Source organism: Streptomyces sp. NPDC029014 (assembly GCF_055564695.1).
Genome location: NZ_JBVHVT010000079.1, coordinates 1 through 24,579 on the forward strand (window position 1 = coordinate 1; position 24,579 = coordinate 24,579).

The 24,579-nt window shown below is 72.4% G+C and carries 8 protein-coding genes; all 8 read right to left on the bottom strand.

Features of this window, described 5'->3' with window-relative positions; genetic code table 11:
• Nucleotides 1–7,794: SDR family NAD(P)-dependent oxidoreductase (locus ACZ4VL_RS32110; RefSeq protein ID WP_468207025.1), on the bottom strand; the 7,794-nt coding region annotated here is incomplete at its 3' end.
• 100 nt (nt 7,795–7,894) lie between these two features.
• Nucleotides 7,895–9,526: a glycoside hydrolase family 1 protein gene (locus tag ACZ4VL_RS32115; protein WP_468207028.1), complete on the bottom strand. Its 1,632-nt coding sequence runs from the start codon at nt 9,524–9,526 to the stop codon at nt 7,895–7,897.
• A gap of 249 nt (nt 9,527–9,775) precedes the next feature.
• Complete coding sequence (locus tag ACZ4VL_RS32120; protein WP_468207031.1) at nt 9,776–10,966, bottom strand: macrolide family glycosyltransferase; 1,191 nt, start codon at nt 10,964–10,966, stop codon at nt 9,776–9,778.
• A 101-nt stretch (nt 10,967–11,067) separates the two neighbouring features.
• Nucleotides 11,068–11,604: a DinB family protein gene (locus ACZ4VL_RS32125; protein ID WP_468207033.1), complete on the bottom strand. Its 537-nt coding sequence runs from the start codon at nt 11,602–11,604 to the stop codon at nt 11,068–11,070.
• Complete coding sequence (locus ACZ4VL_RS32130) at nt 11,601–12,107, bottom strand: hypothetical protein (RefSeq protein ID WP_468207036.1); 507 nt, start codon at nt 12,105–12,107, stop codon at nt 11,601–11,603. The genes ACZ4VL_RS32125 and ACZ4VL_RS32130 overlap by 4 nt, the downstream gene beginning before the upstream one ends.
• Nucleotides 12,104–13,405: a cytochrome P450 gene (locus ACZ4VL_RS32135; RefSeq protein WP_468207038.1), complete on the bottom strand. Its 1,302-nt coding sequence runs from the start codon at nt 13,403–13,405 to the stop codon at nt 12,104–12,106. The genes ACZ4VL_RS32130 and ACZ4VL_RS32135 overlap by 4 nt, the downstream gene beginning before the upstream one ends.
• Before the next feature lie 24 nt (nt 13,406–13,429).
• Nucleotides 13,430–14,311, bottom strand: a complete 882-nt coding sequence (locus ACZ4VL_RS32140) for an alpha/beta fold hydrolase (protein ID WP_468207041.1) — start codon at nt 14,309–14,311, stop codon at nt 13,430–13,432.
• A complete protein-coding gene (locus ACZ4VL_RS32145) occupies nt 14,304–24,569 on the bottom strand; it encodes an amino acid adenylation domain-containing protein (RefSeq protein WP_468207044.1) in 10,266 nt (3,421 codons plus the stop codon). The genes ACZ4VL_RS32140 and ACZ4VL_RS32145 overlap by 8 nt, the downstream gene beginning before the upstream one ends.
• Between the last annotated feature and the right edge of the window lie 10 nt (nt 24,570–24,579).

Sequence of the window (24,579 nt, forward strand, 5' to 3'; positions counted from 1 at the left end):
GAAGACAGCGTTCTCCGCGAGCAGCGCCCGGCCCATGCCCACCCACTGCGAGCCCTGACCGGGGTAGACGAACACGACCTTCCCACGCCGCTCGGCACGGCCGGTCACCACCGCCTCGTGCGAGGTGCCGTCGGCCAGCGCCTCCAACGCCTCGACCAGCCCGGCCGGGTCGGCCGCCACCACACTGGCCCGCGCCTCGAAGTGCGTACGGTGCCGGGCCGCCGTCACCGCCACATCCGCCAGGGCTACGTCGTCACGGCCCGACAGCCAGGACGCCCAGCGTCCCGCCTGCTCCCGCAACGCCGCCTCGTCACGGCCCGACACCACCACCGGCAGCGGACCGTTCACGTCAGGTACCGGGGCCGGCTCGGTGACCGGCGGTTCCTCGATGATGACGTGGGCGTTGGTGCCGCTGAGGCCGAAGGAGGACACGCCGGCCCGACGCGGGCGTGCCGCGTCCCGCTCCCACGTGGTGAGCTCGTCGACCACGTGTACCGGAAGGTCGTCCCACGCGATGTTCGGGTTGCGCGGCGTGCTGTACCGCGTGCCGGGCAGCGCGTCGTTCTTGAAGGCGGCCAGCATCTTGCACACTCCGGCGATGCCCGCCGCCGACTCCAGGTGACCGATGACGGACTTGGCAGTACCGAGGCCAAGTTCCCGCCCCGGCTCGCGGCCCTCCCCGTACACGGCGGCCAGCGCCTGCACCTCGATCGGGTCGCCCAGCGACGTACCCGTGCCGTGGCACTCGACGTAGTCGACGTCCCCGGCGGACAGGCCGGCCGAGCGGAGGGCCGCGCGGATGACCTTCTGCTGGGAGGAGCCGTTGGGGGCGGTGATGCCGCTGCTGGCGCCGTCGTGGTTGACGGCGGTGGCACGGATGACGCCCAGGACCGCGCGGTCCTGCGCGACCGCGTCGGAGAGCCGCATGACGGCGATGACGCCGACGCCCTCACCGCGCCCGTATCCGTCCGCGTCGGCCGAGAACGCCTTGCTGCGGCCGTCCGGGGAGAGCGCGTGCGACCGGCTGAGCGCGATGAACGAGCCCGGGTCGGCGAGGACCTGCACACCGCCCGCGAGCGCCAGTTCGCACTCGTCGTTGCGCAGCGCCTCGCAGGCCAGGTGCAGCGCCACCAGCGACGACGAGCACGCCGTGTCGATGGACAGCGCCGGGCCCTGGAGCCCGAGGTGGTAGGAGAGGCGGCCGGCGTTGAAACTGGGCAGGGTGCCGGTCAGCGTGTAGGTGTCGGGGGCCCCGCCCTGGCGGTACTTGCCGTACTCGCCCACGCCGGCGCCCACGAAGACACCGGTGCGGGAGTCGCGCAGCTCGCGCGGGCGGATGCCGGCGTTCTCCAGCGAGGTCCAGGCCGCTTCGAGGAGCAGTCGGTGCTGCGGGTCCATCGGCTCGGCCTCACGCGGGCTGATCCCGAAGAACGAGGCGTCGAAGTGGGCCACGTCGCCGAGGAAGGAGGCGCGGCGGGCGTAGGTCTTGCCCTCGGCGTCCGGGTCGGCGTCGTGGAAGGCGTCGATGTCGAAGCGGTCGGCCGGGACCTCGCTCACCGTGTCGCGGCCCTCGGCGAGGACGTCCCAGAGGCTGTCCAGGTCGTGGGCGTCGCCCGGCATGCGCAGCCCGACGCCGACGACGGCGAGCGGCTCTTCGCTGCGGTGGGCGGCGACGGTGTCGGTGGTGTCCGTGAGTGCGGGGGCGAGTTCGCCGAGCAGCCACCGAGCGGCGGACGTCAGGTTCGGCTGGTCGAAGATGAGGGTCTTGGGCGTGATGACCCCGGTGCGCTTCTGGACGCGGGTGCTGAGGTCGACGGCCATCATCGAGTCGAACCCGAGGTCCTTGAAGCCGCGTTCGGGGTCGAGCGACGCGGGGTTCGCCACGCCGAGGACCGCTGCGGCCTCCGTCGCGAGCAGGCCGCGCAGGTGGTCCTCGCGGGCGCTCTCGGGGAGAGCGAGCAGGGTGGTGCGCAGCGGGTCGCCCTGCTCGGCCGGGGCGTCGGCGGCGGCGCGGGCCTCGGGGATGTCGCGGAGGAAGGGGCGGTCGCCGTTCTCGGCGTACGCGGCGGTCACCTTCGCCCAGTCGGTCCTGGCGACGACGGTCGTACCGCCGTGGGCGAGGGCCGCGTCGAGGGCGTCCAGAGCCCGGTCGGCGGGCATCGGTTCGAGGCCGCCGCGGCGCAGCTGGGCCTCGGCGGCGCCGTGGGTCATGCCGCCGTCGGCCCAGGGACCCCAGCCGATGGAGACGGCGGGCAGCCCCAGGGCCCTGCGCTGTGCGGCGAGCGCGTCGAGGGCGGCGTTGGCCATGGCGTAGTTGGCCTGGCCGACGTTGCCGAGGACGCCGACGACGGAGGCGTACAGGACGAAGGCGTCGAGGTCGCGGTCGAGGGTGAGCTCGTGCAGATGCCGGGCGGCGGCCAGCTTCGGCGCGGCGGCGGCCGCGAGGGACGCGGCGTCCTGGCGGTCGAGCAGCCGGTCGTCGAGGACGCCCGCGGTGTGGAAGACGGCGCGCAGCGGCGCCTCGTCCCGGTCGAGTGCGGTGAGGAGCTCGCCGAGGCCGTGCGGGTCGGTGACGTCGCAGGCGGCGAGGGTGACGCGGGCGCCCGCGGCGCGCAGTTCGGCGGCGAGTTCGGCTGCCCCCTCGGCCTCGGGTCCGCGCCGGGACACCAGCACCAGGTGCTCGGCGCCGCGTTCGGCGAGGCGGCGGGCGAGGTGGGCGGCGAGGGCGCCGCTGCCTCCGGTGACCAGAACAGTGCCGCGCGGAGTCCAGGGCCGTGCGGCGGGGGTGAGGGTCGTACGGCGGAGCCGGCGGGCGAGGCGCCCGGCGGGGCGCAGCGCCACGTGCTCCTCGGCGTCCGGGGTGCCGTGGGTGGCGAGGGTGGCCAGGAGTTGCCGGGTCGTGGTCGCGTCGAGCGCCGCGGGCAGGTCGAGGAGCCCGCCCCAGCAGTTGGCGTGTTCGAGGGCGACGACGTGGCCGAGGCCCCAGACGAGGGCCTGCTCCGGTGCGGGGGCGCCGTCCGTGTCGTGGGCGCGGACCGCGCCCTGGGTGACGAACCACAGCGGGGCCCGTACCGAGGCGTCCTTCAGGGCCTGTACGAGCGTGAGGCTGCGAACGGCCCCGGTGGTCACGGCGGGGTGGTCGGGGTGGGGCGTGATGTCGACGGCCGTGAGGGCGATGACGCCGCGCAGGGTCCGGTCGCCGAGCGCCGCGGTCAGCTCGCCGATCTGTTCGGCGTACGCGGTGCGTCCGCCGTCGGCGCCGGTGCAGCTGTCGGTGTCGGTGGTCAGGATGTGCGCGGAGGCGCCCGCGCCGCCCAGTGCCTCGGCGAGCTGCGCGGTGAGGGGGTGCGCGGCGGCCGGGGCGACGAGCAGCCAGTGGCCGTCCGGTCGTGGCGCGGTCCGCGCCACCGCGGAGGGCTGCCAGGTCTCCTCGTAGCTCCACTCGGCGATCTCGCCGGCCCGGTCCTGCCGCTCGCGCCAGGTGGCGAGGTAGGGCAGGAGCGTGGCGACGGCGGTGGTGTCGCCGGCTCCGAGGAGTTCGGACACGCGCTCGCTCTCCCCGTCGGCGACGGCCCGCCACAGGGCTTCCTCGGCCGGTGAACGCTCGTGACCAGCGCTCTTCTTCGGCCCGGGCTCGATCCAGTAGGGGCGGCGCTGGAAGGCGTAGGTGGGCAGGTCGACGGGGACTCCGTCGGCCAGGACGCGGTCCCAGGCGATGTCCCGGCCCGCCACGTGCACGGCGGCGAGGGCGTGGACGAGGGTGTGGACCTCGTCGGCGTCACCCGCTCTCTGCGAGGCGGTGAAGACCGCGTCTCCCTCGACGCACCCGGCACCCATCGCGGACAGCACCGCGGCGGGGCCGCACTCCAGGAACCGGGCGTACCCGGCCTGTTCGAGGGTCCGCATCGCGTCGAGGAAACGGACGGCGTCGCGCACCTGACGCACCCAGTACGCCGGATCGGTCACCTCCTCGGTGACCCAGTCACCCGTCACCGTCGACACCAGCGGAATGCCCGGGGCCGCGAACGCGCAGTCCGCCGCGACCTCCTCGTACCGCGCGAGCATCGCGTCCATGTGCGGCGAGTGGAACGCGTGCGACACCTCCAGGCGCCGCGTACGCCGCCCCACACTTGCGAAGTGGTCGACGACCCGCAGGACCGCTTCGGTGTCGCCGCTGACCACGGTCTGCGCCGGACCGTTCAGGCCCGCCACCGACACCCGGCCCCCCACACCGGCCAGGACCTCCAGCACCTCGGACTCCGATGCCTCCACCGACGCCATCGCCCCACCGCGCTCACACGCCTGCATCAGTCGCCCGCGTGCCGCCACCAGCCGCGCCGCGTCCGGCAGGTCCAGCACGCCGGCCACGTGGGCGGCGGCCAGCTCGCCGATCGAGTGACCGGCCACCGCGTCGGGCACCACGCCCCAGGCCTGCCACAGCCGGAACAGGGCCACCTCGACCGCGAACAACCCCGGCTGGGTGAATTCCGTCTCGTGCACCAGCGCCGCGTCCGCGCTCCCCTCGGGGGCGAACACGACCGCCGCCAGCGGCACCCGCAGGTGCGGGTCGAGTGCCGCGCAGATCTCGTCGAACGCCTCACGGAACACGGGGAACGCCGCGTACAGCTCCCGGCCCATGGCGATCCGCTGACTGCCCTGGCCGGTGAACAGCATGGCGAGGCCGCCGTCGACCGCCGTGCCCTCGACGAGGTCGGGGTGGGCCCGGCCGTCGGCGAGGGCCCGCAGCGCTTCGCGGGCCCGCGCGGGGGTGGCCGCGACGGCGCCGGCCCGGTGCTCCAGGTGGGGGCGGTGGCGGGCGGCGCTGTAGGCGATGTCGAGGAGCTCCGCCTCGCCCCTGCCCTCCAGGTGGGCGGCGAGCCGGGCGGCGTTCTCGGCGCGGGCCTCCTCGGTCTTGCCCGAGACGGTCAGGACGACCGGTGCCTTGGGCCCGGGCCGCCCGGTGTGGCCGTGGAAGGCCGTCCAGTCGATGTCGTGGCCCTCGCACCACAGCCGGGCCGCCACGTCCTCCAGGGTCCGGCGGGCGGGACGGTCACGGCGGCAGGCGGCGAGGACGACCGCGTCGGTGGCCTCGATCGCGGCGAACGTCCGCTCAAGGGAGTGCCGGGCGACGGGGTGCGGGGCGATCTCGACGACGCGCAGACCGCGCACGGCGGCCGGCCCGGTCCGGGCGAGCGCGCCGGCCGCCTCGGCCAGCAGCATGGGTGCGCACATGTTCCGCGCCCAGTAGTCGGCGTCGAGCGCGGTGCCGTCGACGAAGTCGTCGGCGACCGTCGACCAGAAGGGGACGGACGCGGCGCGCGTGTCCAGGGTGCCGAGCCGGCGGACGAGTTCGGGGGCGAGGTCCTCCAGCTGTGCGCTGTGGGAGGCGTAGTCGATGTTGACGCGCAGGGTGCGGTGGCCGTTCTCGGACAGGTCCCGCTCCAGGGCGGCGATGGCGTCGGTCGCCCCGGACAGGCAGACCTGGTCCGGTGCGAGGTGTCCGGCTACGCAGACGCCGCGGGGCTCGTCGGCGGCGAGCCGGGCGGCCTCCTCGAGGGTGAGGTCGCAGACGAGGAGGGTGCCGCGTCCCGCGGCGCGTTCGGCGATCAGGGCCGACCAGGTGGTGATGAGCCGGGCGCCTTCGTCCAGCGGGAGGGCGCCCGCGACGACGGCGGCGGCCACCTCTCCGATGCTCTGGCCGAAGACGGCGTCGGGCTCCAGGCCCCAGGCGGTCAGGGTGCGGGCGAGGGCGACCTGGACGGAGAAGAGGACGGGCTGGACGACGTCGGTGCGGTCGAGCCGCGAGCTGCTCGCGTCGGCCAGGAGCTCGTCCGTCACGGACCAGTCGGTGAACTGCCCCACCGCGCGATCGCACGCGTCGAGGGCCGCGCGGAAGGCGGGCTCGGCGAGCAGGTCGCGGCCCATGCCGATCCACTGCGCGCCGTGTCCGGAGAAGAAGAAGGCGAGCGACGGCCGTTCGGTGGTGGTGTGCGGGCCGCTGACGATCCGGGCCCGTCCGGGGCCGGCCAGGGCGGCGACGGCACGGTGGCCACCCGTTTCGCCGGCCGGGACCTGGCCGGTGTGCGGGCGGGCCGGGGCCGTGTCCTGGGCGCCGAGCGCGGCGACGGCGTCGTGCAGTGCCTCCTCGCTCCCGGCGGTGACGGGGACGAGGAGGCGCCGGCGGTAGGGCGCCTCCTCGAGGGCGACGTGGGCGTTGGTGCCGCCGAAGCCGAAGCCGCTGACACCCGCGTAACGGCGGCGGGCGGCGGGCCACGGCTGGCGTTCGGCGACGACCTGGAGCTTGTTGCCCTCGAAGTCGATGTGCGGGTTGGGTACCTCGAAGTGCAGGCTGGCGGGAAGTTCGCCGTGGTACAGGGCCAGGGCGGTCTTGAGCAGGCCGGTGACGCCCGCCGCCGGCTCCAGGTGACCGAAGTTGCTCTTGGCGGAGCCCAGGCGCAGCGGTTCGTCGCGGCCTTCGGCGAACACGGTGCCGAGGGCCGCGGCCTCGATGGGGTCGCCGAGGAGGGTGCCGGTGCCGTGGGCCTCCACATAGGAGACGTCCTTGGTTTCGACGCCCGCGTCCCGCCAGGCGGTGCGCACCACGTCGACCTGGGCCTGGGGGTTGGGGGCGGTCAGTCCGTTGGAGGCGCCGTCGTTGTTGACGGCCGTGCCGCGGATCACGGCGTAGACGCGGTCGCCCGCGGCCAGGGCGTCGGAGAGCCGGCGCAGGACGAGGACGCCGCAGCCTTCTCCGCGTACGTATCCGTTGGCGCCCGCGTCGAAGGCCCGGCACTGGCCGTCGGGGTTCATGCCGCCGAACTTGGTCATGGCGACGGTGGTGTGGGGGTGCAGCATGACGTTGACCCCGCCCGCGAGGGCGAGGTCGCTCTCGCCGCGGCGCAGGCTCTGCACGGCGAGGTGGGTGGCGGTGAGCGAGGAGCTGCAGGCCGTGGCGACGGCCATGGCGGGGCCCTGCAGGCCCAGCGTGTAGGCGATACGGGCCGGGATGATGGAGTTGTCCCAGCCCACGGCGGAGTGCGTCCCGATGGCCTCGGCGTCGGCGCCGGTGGCCAGGTGGTACTCCTGCGCCATGGTGCCGAAGAACACGCCCGTGCGGGTGCCGGACAGGTCGGAGGGGACGATCCGGGCGTCCTCGAACGCGGCCCACGCGACCTCGAGCGCCATGCGCTGCTGCGGGTCCATGTGCTTCGCCTCGGCGGGCGAGATCCGGAACAGTTCGGCGTCGAAGCCGGCGACGTCGTCGAGGAAGCCGCCCCAACGGGTGGTCATCCTGCCCGGTGCGCGGGGGTCGGGGTCGAGCCATTCCTGGGCGTTCCAGCGGTCCGACGGGACCTCGCGGACGGCGTCGAGTCCCTCGCACAGGCTCTCCCACAGCGCCTCGGGGGTCTCGATGCCGCCGGGCAGCCGGCAGCCGAGGCCGACGATGGCGACGGGCTCGTCGGCGGCGGGGTGGGCGTGTGCGCGTCCGCGCCCGGGCTCGGCGACGGCGGGGGCCGGGTCGCCGCCGGCCAGGTACTCCGAGAGGCCGGCGATGGTGGGGTACTGCCACACCACCCAGCTGGGCACGGGGCGTTCGAGGTGCTGGGAGAGGGCCGCGACGAGCGACATGACCTTCAGGGAGTCCAGTCCGAGGTCGCGCAGCGGCCGGCCGGCGTCGACGGACTCCGGGCGGATGCCGAGAGCTGTCGCGACGGAGTCGCGCAGGAAGTCGGCGATGTCCTCGGCGCCCGGCAGGGGGGCCGCGACGTCACTGTTCAGCTGGGCAAAGCTCATCTGCTCTTCCTTGCTCGTCGGACCGGACTTCCGGCACACGGGGGGAGAAATCAGCGGGGGGCCGTCCCGGACGGGACGGCTCCCGCGCGTTCGTCCGGTGTCAGCGGGCGGCGCTGCCCGCGGTCTCCGGGGAGAGCGGTCCTGTACCGCCGAACTCACGCCTGATCTGGGGCGACAGGGAACGCGACCCGGCGATTCCGCTGTAGACCGGCACGGAGGACGTGGGAATGCGCTTCATGGTGGTGCGGTCCACCTCGTAGAGGCCGAAGCGTGCCGCGTAGCCGCTCAGCCACTCGAAGTTGTCGAGCAGGCTCCAGTGGTAGTAGCCGCGCACGTCGACGCCCTCGGCGCGTACCTGGGCGATCTGCTCCAGCGTGCGCACGATGTGCTGGGACCGGCGGGCACCGTTCTCGGTGGCGATGCCTGACTCGGTGACCACGAGCGGCAGTCCGCGGTACCGCTTGCCGTACTCCCGCAGGACGGTGCCCAGCCCCTGCATGGACGCCTCGTATCCCATGGCGGGCACGAAGTAGGACGGGTCGCGGTAGGGGAGGCAGGGCGCCGTGGTGCACAGGTCGACGTTGATCACCGGGTAGGCCGGGTTGCCGCCGCCGGACGCGCCCGGCGCGGAGACGCCGATACGGGCGTACGACTGGGGCCCGAGCCAGTCGAGCGTGCCCGTCCATTCGGGGTGCCGCTCGTCGACGACACCGTCGAGGTTGCTGTCGAAGGTGCCCTGCCACAGGGCGTCGACGAACCCGTAGTCGGTGTACTGGCGGTAGCGGTCGCGGGCCGCGATGTCGCGGGGGTCCTTGCTGACCTTGCCGTCGCGGATGGGGACGTACTCCTGGGCGCCGACGGTCAGGCCGACACTGGAGGCCGCGCGGTCACCGTCGGCGTCGACGCGGTCGGCGGCCTTGATGGCCCGGTACATCGCCACGTGCGCCTCGATGTAGCGGCGCTGCGCCGTCGTGAACTTGGCGAGGTTCGCCGGGTTGAGGTTGGCCTTTCCGGGCGGGCCGGCCCCGAAGGCGTGGGAGAAGGTCATGTAGACCATCGGCTCGTTCAGGGTCACCCACTCGTCGACCCGGTCGCCGTAGCGTGCGGCGATGAGCTTGGCGAACTCGGCCATCTCCTGGACGACCAGCTTTCCGCCCTCAGGGTGGTCCAGGCCGCACAGGTTGGTGTCGCTCGGACCGTTCTTGCAGTCGGGGTCCCGCGGGTCGTCGACCCATACGGGGTTGGCGAAGTGGTGGAGCGTGATCATCGGGCGGATGCCCTTGGCGACGAGCGCGTTGATCTGCTGGTCGTAGTGCGCCAGCGCCTCTTCGTCGATCTTGTTGCGCTGCGGCTCGATCCTGGACCACTCGATGCTGAACCGGTACGAGTCCACGTTGAGGCCGTCGACCAGGTTGGTGTCCTGGACGGCCCGCGTGTAGCCGCCGACCCCGTCGCCGACGAACGGGCTCTTGCCGAGCCCCTCGGGGGCCGGCTTGGACCACAGGTACCAGTCGTTGTGGGTGTTCTGATCCTCGATCTGCGTCGCGGAGCTCGAGACACCGAATCGGAAGCTCCCCTTGCCCGCAGGCTGTGAGAGCGAGCCGATGGCGGGGAAGGACACCTTGTCGGGCCTGCTTCCGTCCACCCGCGTGCCGCCGTGGGCGTGCGCCCCGGGCGTGAGGACGGCGGCGAGCAGAGTTGCCGCCAGGGTCGTGCCTATCAGTCTTTTCACGCTGTCTTCCTCGTTCGGAGGCGGATTCGTGTGGCGAGCCGCCGACGTACCCACGTCCCGGACTTCCGGCGTCCGGACTTCCGGCGTCCGACAGGGCGGACAGACAGAACCGGCCACGCCATCCCGCGCGGGAATGACGTGGCCGGTGTCGTGACGGGGGGTGTGCCCGGTCGAGTCGACAGCGGCGGACGGAACTCGCGCGGTGCCACACCGGCATCATCGCCCCGTCCGCTTGAACGTGGCTCGAACTCAGCGGCTGCTCGCGGCCAGGTAGGCCTCGACGGCGTCCGCGGCGACGGCGGGACCGTCGACCTTGCGCATCTGCTCGCCCATCGCCCGGGTGCGGTCGGCGACCGCCCGGTCCGCCGACACCTCGTCGACGGCCTTGCGCAGGCTCTCCAGGCTGAAGTCGTCGCGGGTGAGCATCCGGCCGAAGCCCAGCTCCTCGACGCGCAGGGCATTGGCGCGCTGCTCGCTCATCTGCGGGCTGACCACCATCGGCACCCCGTGGTAGAGGGACTCCATGACGCTGTTCATGCCGCCGTGCGTGAGGAACAGCTCGGCGTGGCGCAGCACGTCCAGCTGCGGGACGCTGCGTCGGACCTCGAAGTTGTCGGGCAGCGGGGACAGTTCCGCCGGGTCGAGGTTGTCGCCGACGGCCATGACGACGTCCCAGCGGGAGCCGGTGAACGCCTCCACACAGGTCCTGAAGAACTCCGGCCAGCCGGTGGCGGCCGTGCCGAGGGAGATGAGGAGGACCGGACGGTCCTGCGAGGCGGGCTGCCACGAGCCCTGGAAGCCGGACCGGTCGCCGAGGCAGGGCCCGGCGAAGACGAACCGCTCGTCGAACGTGTCCCCGTCGTAGTGGAAGTCACGCGGCAGGAAGATGACGCTGCTCCGGGCCGGCTCCATGAAGAATTCCATGGCCGTCTTCCCGGGGAATCCGAGATCGGGGAGCTTCTCCTCGAGCTTGGCAATCATCTCCATGACCAGGGGGTCGGAGAGCTCGGCCATGGGGAACTTGGCCTGGATGGAGAAGTGCTCGTTCATTCCGTACGACGGGAAGAGCCGCATCACCGGAATGTCCTGCATCGCCCCGTAGAAACGCCCACCCCACGCCATGAAGTCGTGGAGAATCACATCGGGGCGGTTCTCCCGGTAGAACCCGTCCACCTGGTCGACCAGGGAAAGGGAATCCTCCAGGGTCCGCAGCCCCTCTCCGGAAATCGCTTCCGCCGTGAAGGGGTTGGTGTAGTACTGGCCGAATACGGAGTCGTATCGGACCGCTTCCGCACCGAGCGACTCAATGGCCGGAGCGAAGTGATCCGTGGTGGTACAGGTGACCCGGTGACCACGCTTGACGAGTTCCGCCACAACTCCCAACGTCGGGTTCAGATGCCCGAAAGCGGGAAAGTTAAAGAACGCGATGTGAGATGTCATCGAACACCTTCTCCTTGCGACGATAGGGGATTCCGTTGACGGCAATCCGGGACCTTACCAGCGGCCCAGCCCCGGCGCCGCCGTCAACGGCCCGCACTGCCTCAGAAGGGGACCGTCATCCCCAGCGCTCCTCGGAGACTGCCCAGTTGGCCGCCGTGGTAGGCGTCGTGCATCTGCACCAGCGAGAGCGCGGACCCGAGCTTGGCGAGACGGGTCTTCCAGTAATCATCAAGCGCGGCTTGAATCTCCACGGGGGACTCACGGTGCAGATCCTCGGCCGTCAGCGTGCTGACGAGTTCACGCAGCCGCTGGTGGATCTGCTTGTAGAGGCCGACCATCTCGTCCAGCGAGGGGGCACCCTCCCAGTCGACCTTGTCACAGTCGCCGGCCCACTTGTCGTAGAACTCGAGGGAGAGGGCAGCTCCGCCTTCCTGGTAAAGCCCGGACACATAGTCCTTGGAGCACATCAGGTGGCCGAGGAACCAGAGTGCGGGCATGTGCCCCTCCGGCGCCGTGCGCGCAGTCTCGTCGTCGAAACCATCGATGAGCTCCAGAATCATCTCGTAAGCGAGATCGAATTCCTGGAGCAGATGCGCGCCCAGGGCGTCCGTGGCCGGGGCCATCGCGGATACAGTCACTTGTTCCTCCTCTGTTGGGCCAGTCTTGCCCGTACGTCGTCGAAAGTGGGAAGGGTCGGCGAATGACTCACCCAGCGGGTCCCTTCCCAGGCATACGCCATTTCCTTCGTCTTGCGCACCGCGTTCATGTGCCCCTCGGACCCGAGGAACCCCATCAGGGCTTCCTCGTCCTCCCAGACGGCGAGGGCGCGCGAGCTCATCCAGCATTTCTGGGAAATGGCGAACGTGGCCGCGATCAGCCCCTGACGGCCCCACAGCTCCTCCAGGAGGACCCGGTTCAGCTCGGTGGCGACCTCGATCGCGTTCGGCTTGGGCCAGCCTCCGGACGTGGCCACGACGTAGGTGTCGGGCAGCGGCGCCTTCAGAGCGCCCGTCTCCGGGTCGATGCCGGGCCCCGTCCAGGGCACCACGATCTCGAGGTCGGACTCGTCGCAGGCGGCGAACTCCTCGAGCGTGGTGGGAACCGGCCGGGACGCGAGGTCCAGGCCGGGATCCGCCGTCATTCCGTCGCCTCCTTCCGGCGGACCGGCAGCTGCACGAACTCGGAGATGAGCAGGCGCAGCACCAGCATCTTCGACTCGCCGGCCAGCTCCAGGGTCGGCAGCACGGGCAGCAGGGCACGGAACATGGCCCGCAGTTCGGTCCTCGCCAGGGCGGCACCGATGCAGCGGTGCTCCCCGTTGCCGCCGAACGCGATGTGCCGGTTGGGGCTGCGGGTGATGTCGAAGCGGTACGGATCGGGGAAGACGTCCGGGTCGCGGTTGGCCGCCGGGAAGAACATGGCCACGGTCTCGCCCTTGCGGATGCGCTGACCGCGTATCTCCGTGTCCTGCATGGCCGTGCGTGCCATCACCACGGCGACCGAGGTCCACCGGAGGATCTCGTCGACGGCCCCGTCCAGCAGCGTCGGGTCGTCGATCAGCTTCTGGAGCTGGTCCGGGTTCTCCAGCAGCACCTTGATGCCGCCGGCGATGGCGTTGCGCGTGGTGCCGTTGCCCGCCTGGACCAGGTTGAACAGCTGGTACGACATGTCGTGGAAGGCCAGCGGGCTGCCCTGGACGTTGGCCCTGGCGAGCCGGCTGAGGACGTCGGTGCCGCCGCTGCCGCCTTCCTCCATGCGCCTCTTGGCCAGACCGGACATGTACTGGTCCAGCTCGATCATCGCTCGCATGAAGCGGGCCTGCGCGTCCTCCCCCTCCTCCTGCTTGTAGCCCTTGTGGAAGGCGGAGGCGGTGTCCTGGTGCACGCGGAAGAGGTGGTCCCAGTCCTCCCCCGGCACTCCGAGCAGCTCGAAGATGGCGGCCAGCGGAAGCCGGGCGGCGAGGTCGTGCGCGACGTCGGCCGCGCCGTCCGTGTCGAGGCGCTCGACGAAGTCGGCGACGTAGGAGGTGGAGAGCTCGAAGAAGCGCTCCTCCATGGCCGCCATCGCCTTGGGCGTGAAACACGGGTACATGGCCTGTCGGACCTGGCGGTGCAGGGGCGCGTCCATGAAGCCGAGCCCCGCGGGGTAGTCGGCCACGTGACCGTAGACCTGGCCGCGGCGCTCGCGCTCCATCTCCCACGGGTCGATCTCGTCGGGGGTCTCGATCGCCGTGCGTTCGCGGCAGGAGAACACGTCAGTGCTGCGGGCGACCAGGGAGATGTCCTCGTGCTTGGTCAGCGCCCAGAAAGGCTCGTATCCGGGGCGGTGGTACCAGTGGACGGGAGACTCCTCCCGCAGCCGGTCCCACTCCTCCCACGGGTAACCCTTGTCGTCGTAGAGCTGCTCGCTCGTGATGTCGATCGCTGCAAGCGATTGCATGGCCACTTACCTTTCCTCAGCTCTTCAGCTCGGGTTGTTCTTCAGCAGGAACTCGACGATCGACGCCACGGTCCTCTCACGCTGCTGCGGCGCGTCGAAACCCGGCTCCACGAGGGTCGCCGCGGACGCCTGAGCGGCGATCCGCCCGGCGACGTCCTCGGGCGCGCGCAGGGACGTGCCCGCCAGCACGAGCAGCGGAGCGGTGAGCTCGCCGAGGGCCGAGTCGGGGACGGAGAAGTACGCCCGGCCGTCCGGGAACATCGCGTCCCGGAATCGGACCAGCAGGGTGATGTACTTCTCGCGCCGGAAGGTGAGGAGTTCCTTCCGGAAGTCCTCGTCGTCGTGCAGCCGCTGGGCGAACGGGCCCGCCTCCGGGTTCCGGGCGAAGACGCCGTCCCTGGCCGCGGCCTCGAAGACCGCCCCGAGTCCCTCGGTCTCCGGGTCGTCGAAGCCGGCCGCACGCGGAAGCCGCATCGCCTCGTCGAAGAGCCCGAGGAAGTCTCCCAGCGCGTTGCCCTCACCGCGGCCGACCGGCTCCTGGGCCACCACCGAGCGCACCCGGCCCGGCGCGTCGTGCGCCAGCCGCCAGGCGTGGGCGCAGCCGAACCCGGCGGCCACCACGTGGGCCTGCTCGGCCCCGACCTCGTCGAGCACCGCGAGCTGATCCCCGGCCGTCTGCTCGTACGAGAACGGCACGGCGGGTGCGCAGCTGCGGCCGGCGTGGCGCTGGTCCATCACGATGACCTGGAAGTGCTGCGACAGCTCGCGGACCGGCTGGTAGAAGTTCTCCTCCCAGGACCGCGCCTCGCTGCTCACCCCACCCGGGGCCAGCAGTAGCACGGGGAAGCCCTCGCCGTGCACCTCGTAGTGGATCCGCGCACCGTCCGGACGAACGATCTCAGACATTCTTCTCTCCCATGGCTTTCCGTATTGCCGCCACCAGCTCCGCAGCCATCGCTTCACAGTTCTCGATCGGAGCCGCGTGGCTGCCGTCGATGACGCGGTGCACGAACTCCCCGCGCGTCAGGTTCCGCCAGCCCCGCGCCGTCTCCTCGGGAAGGACAGGATCGTCCTTGGCCGAGATGGCGACGACGGGGATGCGCAGTGGCTCCCGCTCGGCACGCAGCAGGGAGTCCCGATGATTCATCGACAGGGTCGCGTCGTGGTGGAGCGCGGAGTAATACGTGGTCAGAAGCTCCTCATTCGCCAGGACGTCGTCCGGCAGGATGCCCTTGAGGGCGACCGCCAGCTCGGTGACGGTGACCTCGTCCAGCGACTTCGCCAGCTCCTCCATCCGCCGCATCTCGGGCGGCACCTCCCCGTACGGCGGCATGGCACAGGCCGGTACCAGGGTGAGCGGGGGCGCGTCCGGCAGCGCCGACAGCGAGTGCGCCAGCTCCCAGGCCATCCACGACCCCTGGCTGTGGCCGTAGACGACGGTCGGTACGGGCGTACGGCTCGTCAGCTCGGCGGTGATCGCCGCCACCACCTCGCGCATGGAGGTCGCGGGGGCCTCCCCCATCCGGCTCTCGCGGCCGGGCATCTGCACGGCGAGCAGTTCCACACCCTCCGGAAGGTGCCGGATCAGGGGAACGTGACCGGCGGTCGTCCCGCCGCCACCCGCGATGCAGACGATGCGGGCGTACGGCTCGGCGGCCGGCTTCAGCGTCCGCAGCCAGAGACCGGACGACCCCGCGGTGGCCTCGCCCTCGCCGGCGCCGACCAGCTCCCCGACCAGGTGGCCCGCTATGCCCAGGCAGCCCTCCTCCCCGAGGATGACCTGCACCGGGACACTCAGGCCCGTCGCGCGTGCGATACGGCTGCGTACTCCGACGGCCATCAGGGAGTCCATGCCGAGCTGGATCAGCGGCCGGCCGACGGCGACCTCGTCGCCGGGTACGCCCAGCGCCCCGGCCGCCTCCTGGACGACCAGTTCCAGCGCCATCGGCAGCCGGTCGCTCACGGCCGCCCCGGCGAGGCGTTCGCCGAAGCCGACGCGACGGCTTCGGGAAGCCCCGGGGCTCCGCTGTTCCGCGGCGGTCGGAACCGCCTGCTTCCTGAGCCACCCCTCCAGCAGCGGGATGACGTCCGCGACGCTCTCCTTGAGGCCCTGCGGCGCGTCCAGCAGCTCCATGACCCCGGCCGGGTCACCGGAGCTGACGGCCTCCCACAGGGCTCCGGCCGCTCCGAGGGCGACGGGCGAGGTCGCGGGCCGGGCCTGCCGCCAGTGGAGCTCGCGCTGGAAGGCGTAGGCGGGAAGGGTGACCAGCGTCGCGGGTTCGACGTCCAGGGCCTTGTCCCAGTCGATGTCGTGGCCGTGGACGTGGAGGAGTCCGAGGTTGCGGAGGAACTGGGCGTGGGTGCCGTGGTCGCGGGCGAGGGTGCCGGCGACGACGCCGCCGTGCTCGGCGCTCGCGTCGGTCAGGGGCAGGGCCAGCACCGGGTGGGTGGAGACCTCGATGAAGACGCTGTGTCCGTCCTCGAGGAGCCGGTCGACGGCCTGGTCGAAGCGGACGGTGTCGCGGAGGTTGCGGTACCAGTAGGCGGGGTCGAGGGGCTGATCGGTGTGGAGGGGGTGTCCGGTGACGGTGGAGTAGAGGGGGATGCGGGGGGTCCGGGGTCGGATGCCGGTGAGGCCGCCCACGACGTGGTCGTGGAGGGGGTCGACCTGGGCGGAGTGTCCGGCACAGTCGGACTGGACGGTGCGGGCCCGGATGCCTTCGGCGAGGCAGGCTTGCCGGAGTTCCTCGACGGCGTCGGGGTCGCCGGAGACGACGGCGGAGGTGGGGCCGTTGACGGCGGCGAGGGACAGGCGTCCGTTCCAGGGGGCGAGGCGTTCGGTGATCTGGTGGGTGGGCAGGGGCAGGGCGAGCATGGCGCCCCGTCCGGCGATGCGGGTGAGGGCCTGGCTGCGGACGCAGACGATGCGTGCGGCGTCTTCGAGGGAGAGGGCGCCGGCGATGTGTGCGGCGGCGACTTCGCCCTGGGAGTGGCCGACGACGGCGCCGGGTTCGATGCCGGCGGAGCGCCAGAGTGCGGCGAGGCTGACCATGACGGCGAAGGTGACGGGTTGCAGGACATCGACGCGGTCGAGTCCGGGAGCGCCGGGTTCCTCGCGGACGACGGCGGTCAGGGACCAGTCGACGTGCGGGGCCAGGGCCTGTTCGCAGGCGGCCATGTGCTCGGCGAACACGGGCGAGGTGTCCAGGAGCTCGCGGCCCATGCCGGGCCACTGTGCGCCCTGACCCGGGAACACGAACACCGTCTTCCCGCGCCGCTGCGCGATTCCCTCGGCCACCGCCGCGTGGGACCTGCCGTCGGCCAGGGCGCGCAGCCCCTCGACCAGTTCGGTGGTGTCGGCCGCGAGGACGCTCGCCCGGTGCTCGAAGTGGGTACGGTGCCGGGCCGCCGTCACCGCCACGTCGGCCAGGCGTACACCGTCGCGGCCCGCCAGCCAGTCCGCCCAGCGGGCGGCCTGCTCACGCAGTGCCTCCTCGTCACGCGCGGACACCACCACCGGCAGCGGACGGTCCACGGCGACCGGCTCCACCGGCTCCACGACCGGTGCCTCCTCGAGCACCACGTGCGCGTTGGTGCCGCCCAGGCCGAAGGCGGACACTCCGGCCCGACGCGGGCCGTCGGCCTGCTCCCAGTGCTTCAGCTCCGTGTTGACGTACAGCAGCTCCGGGTCCAGCTCCATCTCCGGGTTCGGCTTGTCGAAGTGCAGGCTCGGTACCAGCTGCCGGTGGTGGAGGGACAGCGCCGCCTTGATGAGTCCGGCGACTCCGGCGGCGGTGTCGGTGTGTCCGATGTTGGTCTTCACCGAGCCCAGGGCGCACGGCTCGGCGCGCTCGGCGGTCGCGAAGACCTGCTGGAGTGCCTGGACCTCGATCGGGTCGCCGAGCGCGGTTCCCGTCCCGTGGGCCTCGACGTATCCGATGGTGTCCGCGGTCACTCCGGCGTCCCGGTGCGCGGCCTCGATGACGCGGGCCTGCCCGTCCACGCTGGGCGCGGTGAAACCGACCTTGTGGGAACCGTCGTTGTTGACGGCGCTGCCGCGCAGCACGGCGTAGACCGTGTCGCCCGCAGCGATCGCGTCCGCCAGCCGGCGCAGCACGACCACACCGGCGCCGTTGGCGAGGACCGTGCCCGCTCCCTTGGCGTCGAAGGCCCGGCAGGCGCCGTCGGGCGAGAACACCAGACCGTCCTGGTGGACGTAGCCCTGCTCCAGCGGATAGCTGAGCGAGACGCCGCCCGCGAGGGCGATGTCGGACTCGCCGCGCAGGAGGCTCTCCCGGGCGAGGTGGGTGGCGACGAGGCTCGTGGAGCACGCGGTCTGCACCGTCAGTGCGGGTCCGCGCAGGTTGAGCTTGTGCGCAACCCTCGTGGCCAGGAAGTCGTTCTTCGTTCCCACCATGGTGCGGTAGAAGTCGGACATGTCGGTTGCTTCGTCACTGCTGCGGTAGCCGCTCACCCCGGCACCGGCGAAGACGCCGATGGCACCGTCGAACCGCTGCGGCATCCGGCCCGCGTGCTCCAGCGCCTCCCAGGAACACTCCAGGAAGAGCCGGTGCTGCGGGTCCATCGCCTCGGCCTCGGCAGGGGAGTAGTCGAAGAACGCGGCGTCGAAGAGGGAGCCGCCGTCGACGTACCCCTTCGCCCGTACGTAGTCGGGGTCGGACAGGGCGTCGTCCCCGATGCCCGCCGCCCTCAGCTCCTCCACGCTGAAGTGCCGGATCGAGTCGGTGCCGTTCTTGAGGTTGTTCCAGAAGGTGTCGACGTCCGGGGCGCCCGGCAGGCGGCAGGCGAAGCCGATGACCGCGACCGGCTCGTCGGCGGACGTGCTTCGGCGGACCGGGGCGCGGCCGGGCGCGGTGGTGTGCGAGGCACCGCCCAGGAAGGCCGACAGCTGGCGGACGGTGGGGTGGCGGAAGAGCGCCGAGAGCGGGAACTCGCGTCCCAGTCCCTCACAGATCGCCTGGTGTGCCCGGAGCGCGGTCATCGAGCTGGCGCCCAGCTCGAAGAAGCCCCGGTCCCGGTCCACCTCGGTGCGGTTGAGCACCTCGGCCCACGCACGGGCGACGAGGTCCTCCAGTGAGTCGTCACCGCCCCGGGCCGCCGCCGGCGCTGCGGAGGGGCCGGGCGCGGGCAGGGCGAGAATCGCCTTGCGGTCGACCTTCTTGTTGGGCGTGTGGGGCAGTTCGTCCATGGCGACCAGCTGCGAAGGCACCATGTACGACGGGACCCGGGCGAGGAAGTACCGCAGCAGTTCGTCGTCGTCGGGGCCGTGGGCGTCGGACGGGACGTAGTACAGGCAGAGCCTGGGGTCGGCGCCCTCGTCGCGGCGGACCACGGCGGCGCACTCGGCGACGGCCGGGTGCTCGCCGCCGACCGCCTCGACCTCGCCCAGCTCGATCCTGTGTCCGTGCAGCTTGATCTGGGCGTCGCTGCGACCGCAGTACTCGAGGCTGCCGTCCTCGCGGTACCGGACGATGTCCCCGGTGCCGTACATCCGGGCGTCGCCGTCCTCGGCGAACGGGTCGTGCACGAACCGTTCGGCGGTGAGCTCCGGCCGGTTCAGGTATCCGCGGGTGACGCCCAGGCCGCCGATGAACAGTTCGCCGCGGCTGCCGCGGGGCACGCGTGAGCCGTACCGGTCGAGGAGGTACAGGCTGGTGTTGCGGACGGCGTCGCCCAGGGACACCTCTCCGGGTTCGGCGTGCCAGGTGGTGGACCACACCGTCGTCTCGGAAGGGCCGTAGATGTTCGTGAGCCCGCCCCTGCAGGTGCTCATGAGCCTGGCCGCCAGGCCCCGGTCCAGCGCCTCCCCGCCGACGATCATCCGGTCGAGTCCGCGCAGCAGGGCGCGTCCGGCGGAGTCGGCCAGGAGGAGCCGGGCGAGGGAGGGCGTGCACTGGAGGTGGGTGGGTGCGTACGAGCGGTAGGACGACCACTCGCCGACGCTGCCCTGGGCGATCACCACACGGTAGCCGCGGGTCAGCGTCCAGAGCAGTTCGACGGTCGAGATGTCGAACGAGGGGCTGGTGACGGCGAGCCAGGTGTCTCCCGGACCGCCGCCGATGCGCTCGTCCACCGCGTGGCAGAAGTTCACGAACTGGCCGTGCTCGATCAGCACGCCCTTGGGCTTGCCCGTCGAGCCGGAGGTGTAGATGACGTAGGCCAGGTCCCTCAGGGCGGGGGCGGCGATGTCCGGAAGCGCGTCCCCGGCGGGGACGGGGGCGTCGTGGATGTCGTCGGCCAGCAGGATCCGCACACCGGTGCCGGCCAGGTCGGCGGCGGTGGCGCCACGGGTGACGACGACCTCGATCCCGCTGTCCTCGATGACGTACTCGACCCGTGCCTGCGGGTACCCCGGGTCCACCGGCAGGTAGGCGCCGCCGGCCAGCCAGATGGCGAGGGCCGAGACGACGAGCTCGGCGGACCTGGGCAGGTGCACACCGACCGGGGTCTCGGGGCCGACGCCGGCGGCGCGCAGCTTGTCCGCCAGGGCGGAAGCACGCCACGCCATCTCGCGGTAGGTCAGCTCGTGCCCGTCGGACACCAGTGCCACCGCGTCGGGCGTCCGGCGCACCTGGTCCCAGACCAGCTCCGGAGCGGTCGCCGTACCGGGGGCGTGCGGGGTGACGTGGCCGCCGCGTTCGACGAGCCAGGCCAGTTCCTCGTCGGCGAGGAGCGCGTGACGGCTGAGGGGGCGTTCCGGATCCCGCACGATCGACTCGAGGAGGGTGCGGAAACCGGCGACCATGCGCTGCGCGGCCGCCCTGCCCATGACGTGCGCCTGGTATTCGAACTCACCCCGCAGCTCGTCCCCGCACGGGATGAGCGTGATGCCGAGTTCGAACTTGGAGGCGCCTCGGACGTTGCCCCCGAGGCTGCCGGACGAGGGGAGGTGCCAGGTCGCGTCGCCCTCCCCGATGGTGGGCATCGCGGCGCCCCCGTAGTTGAAGACGGCGCGGAAGAGCGGGTTCTCGTCACCCGTGCGCACACCGCCGACGGCGCGGACGACCTCGGTCAGCGGGACGCTCTGGTGCTCGAACACGCCCCGCACCCGCGGCGACATCGCGGCGAGCAGGTCGTCGAACCGCGGGTCTCCCGTCAGGTCGCACCGCAGCGGCAGCGTGTTGGCGAGGAACCCGTGGATACCGTCCGTGGCCGGCAGATGGCGGCTGGACCAGACGGTGCCCACGGCGAAGTCGTACTGGTCGGTGGTGCGCGCCAGCAGCGTGGCGAAGGCGCTGACCAGCACGGTGTACGGGGTGACGGAGGTGCGGGAGGCGAGCGCCTCCAGCCCGGCCCGCAGGTCGGCCGGGACGGTGAAGTACAGCGTGTCCCCGCCCTCGTCGCCCTCGGCGACGGTGTCGGGGCCGGGCGGCAGCTCCAGCCGCTCCACGCCCTCGAGCTCCGTCGCGAAGAAGCGGAGCGCCTCCTCGAAGCGTCCCTCCGCGATGCTGCGCCGCTCCCAGGCGGCATAGTCACCGAGGTGGAACTCGGCCTGCGCCGGGTCCGGTGCGCGTCCCGCCGCGTACTCCTCGTAGGCGTGGAACAGCTCCATCAGGAACAGCGAGATCGCCCAGCCGTCGGTGACCGCGTGGTGGAAGCTGAAGCACACCACCTGGTCGTCCGCCGCCAGGTCCAGCACGCGGCAGCGGAACAGCGAGGCGCCGCCCAGGCGGAACGGCTCCTGCTCCTCGTACCGCAGGTGCTCGTCGAGCGCGTCCGGGCCGAGGCCGCGGAGGTCTTCGAAGGTGACGGCGACCGGTACGCCCGTGTGGACGACCTGGACGAGGTCGCCGTCCCGGGATTCCAGTCCGGTGCGCAGCCCCTCGTGACGGGCGACGATCCACTCGAGGGCGCGGGTCAGCGTCGTGTGGTCGAGCGGCCGGGCGGTCCGGATCCGCAGGGCGACCTTGTACTGGGCCGAGCCCGGGTTCATCTGCTCCAGGAACCACAGGCGCCGCTGGCCCTCCGTGGCCGGGTGGACGTCACGGTCCTCGGCACGCGTCAGGGGCAGTGGCCCCGCGTCGTCGGCGCCCGCGGCGAGGACGTCCGAGAGCAGGTGCTCCGCGAGGTCCGCGGCGGTGGGGCAGGCGAAGGCGATGTTCGTGGGCAGCGTGCTGCCCGCCAGGTCGCACAGGCGGTTGCGCAGTTGCAGGCCCATGATGGAGTCGAGGCCGAGCTCCTGCAGCCTCTTGTCCGCGGGCACGGGCTGCGCGGCGCCGAGCACCGCGGCGGCCTCCCGCCGGATGATGTCGGTCAGCGCGGCGAGCCGCTCGTGGTCCGCGAGGCCGGCCAGTCGCCCGCGCAGCCCGGCAGGCTTGCGGGGGCCGCCGTCGGCGGCGCCGTCCCGCGCGACCTGCTTCGGGGCCGCCGGCCGGGCGGTGGACGCCGGGGCCGGCGGGTCGGCCCAGTAGTGGCGGCGCTGGAAGGGGTAGGTCGGTGCGTCGGCGGGGTCGGCGGCGGGGCCGCCGCCCAGGACACGGCTCCAGTCGACCTGGTAGCCCCGCACGTGCAGGGCGCCGACGGAACGCAGCACCTGGGACAGCCCGCCGCGGTCACGGCCGAGGCTGCCCACGACCACGCCGTCCACGCCGGCCGTGGCGCTGGTCAGCGGCATGCTCAGCACCGGATGGGGGCTGATCTCCACGAAGACGTCGTAGCCGTTCGCGACCAGTTCGCCCAGTGCCAGGTCCATGCGGACGGTGTCGCGGACGTTGCGGCACCAGTACGCGGCGTCGAGCCGCGTGCCGTCGAGGAGCCCGCCGGTCACCGTGGAGTAGAACGGCACCTGTGCCGGGCGGGCCTCGATGCCGTCGAGCTGCTCGGCCAGCCACGGCAGGACCGGGTCCACGTGGGCGCAGTGCCCCGCGGTGTCGGACTGGATGCGGCGGCTGAAGACGTCACGGCCCGCCAGCTCCTCCAGGAGCGACTCGACCGCGGCGACGTCGCCGGAGACCACCACGGAGGCGGCGGTGTTGACCACGGCGACCGACAGCGCTTCTCCGTACGGGGCGATCAGCGCTTCGACCTCGGCGAGGGGCATCTCGACCAGAGCCATCGCACCGCGACCGCTGCACTCCCGCAGCTGCCCCTGGGAGCGCAACGCCGTCAGGCGGGCGCCGTCCTCGAGGGACAGGGCGCCGGCGACCACGGCGGCCGGCACCTCGCCCTGGCTGGAGCCCACCACGGCGGCGGGCTCCACGCCCAGGGTGCGCCACAGCTCGGCCAGGCCGATCATGACGGCGAACAAAGCCGGTTGCAGGACGTCGATCCGCTCCAGGGACGGCAGGTCCTCGCCCGCGTCACCGCGGAGCAGCTCCAGGACGGACCACCCGGTGAACGGCTTCAGTGCGGCGTCGCACCTCTCCACCGCGGCGCGGAACACCTCCGACTCGGCGAGCAGCGCGCGCCCCATCCCGGCCCACTGACTACCCTGGCCGGGGAAGACGAACACGGCCTTGCCGCGCTCCCGCGCGCTGCCCACCACCGTGTCCGAGTGCGCGAGGCCGTCCGCCAGCGCCCGCAGGGCCGCGGAGGCCTCCTCGGCTCCGGCGGCGGGGACGGAAGCCCGGATCTCCCCGTGGGAGCGGTGCAGGGCGGCCGTGCGCACCAGATCGGCGAACGGCACGTCGCGCCGGGCCTCCAGCCAGGCGGCCCAGCGTTCGGCCTGTGCGCCCAGCGCCTGCGCGTCGTGGCCGGACAGCACCAGCGGCAGCGTGGCCGGCAGCCCCTCCGGGGCCGTGGAGCCCGCTTCGGGGTCCACGGTCCCGGGCACCGGGGCCTCTTCCAGCACCACGTGTGCGTTGGTGCCGCTGATGCCGAAGGCCGACACACCCGCGCGACGGGTGCGCCCGCCCCGCGGCCAGGTGCGGGCCTCCCGCAGGAGTTCCAGACCGCTGCCTTCCCAGGCGATGTGCGGGCTCGGCCGCTCGGCGTGCAGGGTCTTGGGGAGGGTGTCGTTCTGGAGGGCGAGCACCATCTTCATGACGCCGACGACACCGGCGGCGGCCTGACAGTGCCCGATGTTGGACTTGGACGATCCGAGGTACACCGGTTCCCCGGCGGTACGCCCGGAGGCGAACACCCCGGCGAGCGCGCCCGCTTCGATCGGGTCGCCCAGCGGTGTGCCGGTGCCGTGCGCCTCGATGGCGTCGATGTCCTCCGGGGTGAGACGGGCGGCGGCGAGGGCGTCTCGGATGACCCGCTGCTGCGCGGGTCCGTTGGGTGCCGTCAGCCCCTGGCTGCGGCCGTCCTGGTTGACGGCGCTGCCCCGGATCACGGCCAGCACCCGGTCGCCGTCGCGCTCGGCGGCGGAGAGCCGCTTCAGGACCAGGATGCCGACGCCCTCGGACCAACCGCCGCCGTCCGCCTCGGCCGAGAAGCTCTTGCACCGCCCGTCCGGGGACATCGCCCCGAGCCGACTGGACTCCACGAACATGCCGGGGGAGCTCATGACCGTCACACCACCGGCCAGGGCCATGTCGCATTCGCCGTTGCGCAGCGCGGTGGCGGCCAGGTGGATCGCCACCAGTGAGGACGAGCACGCGGTGTCGACCGTCACCGCCGGGCCCTGGAGGCCCAGTGCGTAGGAGACGCGGCCGGAGATGACGCTGCACGACACGCCGGTGCCCTGGTAACCGTCGAGCAGTTCCAGGTCGGTGCGGATCGTCTCGTAGTCGGGACGCATCGCGCCGATGTAGACGCCGGTGCGGCTCCCCTTGAACTGGTCGCTCCGCAGCCCGGCCCGCTCCAGCGCCTCCCAGGAGGCCTCCAGGACGACCCGCTGCTGCGGCTCCATGGACTGTGCCTCGCGCGGCGAGATGCCGAAGAAGTCGGCGTCGAACTTCTCGACGCCGTCGAGGAAGCCGCCCTCACGCGCGTAGCTCTTGCCCGGGGCGCCCGGGTCGGGGTCGTACAGGTCGAAGGCGTCCCACCGGGAGGGGAGGGGACCGATGGCGTCCCGTTCCTCGGCGAGCAGGTCCCAGAACGCCCGGGGCGTGTCGACCCCGCCGGGCAGCCGGCAGGCCATGGCGACGATCGCCACTGGCTCGTGGCGCTGGTTCTCCAGCTCCGCGTTGCGCTGCTGGAGTTGCAGGACGGCGGCCATCGCCCTGCGCAGTCGCTCCTCGTTGGCTTGGGCGTTCATCGTTGCCTTC

Coding starts and splice junctions, on each gene's coding strand:
- ACZ4VL_RS32135 (WP_468207038.1), bottom strand. CDS start 13,405: ATGCAATCGCTTGCAGCGATCGACATCACGAGCGAGCAGCTCTACGAC.
- ACZ4VL_RS32120 (WP_468207031.1), bottom strand. CDS start 10,966: ATGACATCTCACATCGCGTTCTTTAACTTTCCCGCTTTCGGGCATCTG.
- ACZ4VL_RS32130 (WP_468207036.1), bottom strand. CDS start 12,107: ATGACGGCGGATCCCGGCCTGGACCTCGCGTCCCGGCCGGTTCCCACC.
- ACZ4VL_RS32140 (WP_468207041.1), bottom strand. CDS start 14,311: ATGTCTGAGATCGTTCGTCCGGACGGTGCGCGGATCCACTACGAGGTG.
- ACZ4VL_RS32145 (WP_468207044.1), bottom strand. CDS start 24,569: ATGAACGCCCAAGCCAACGAGGAGCGACTGCGCAGGGCGATGGCCGCC.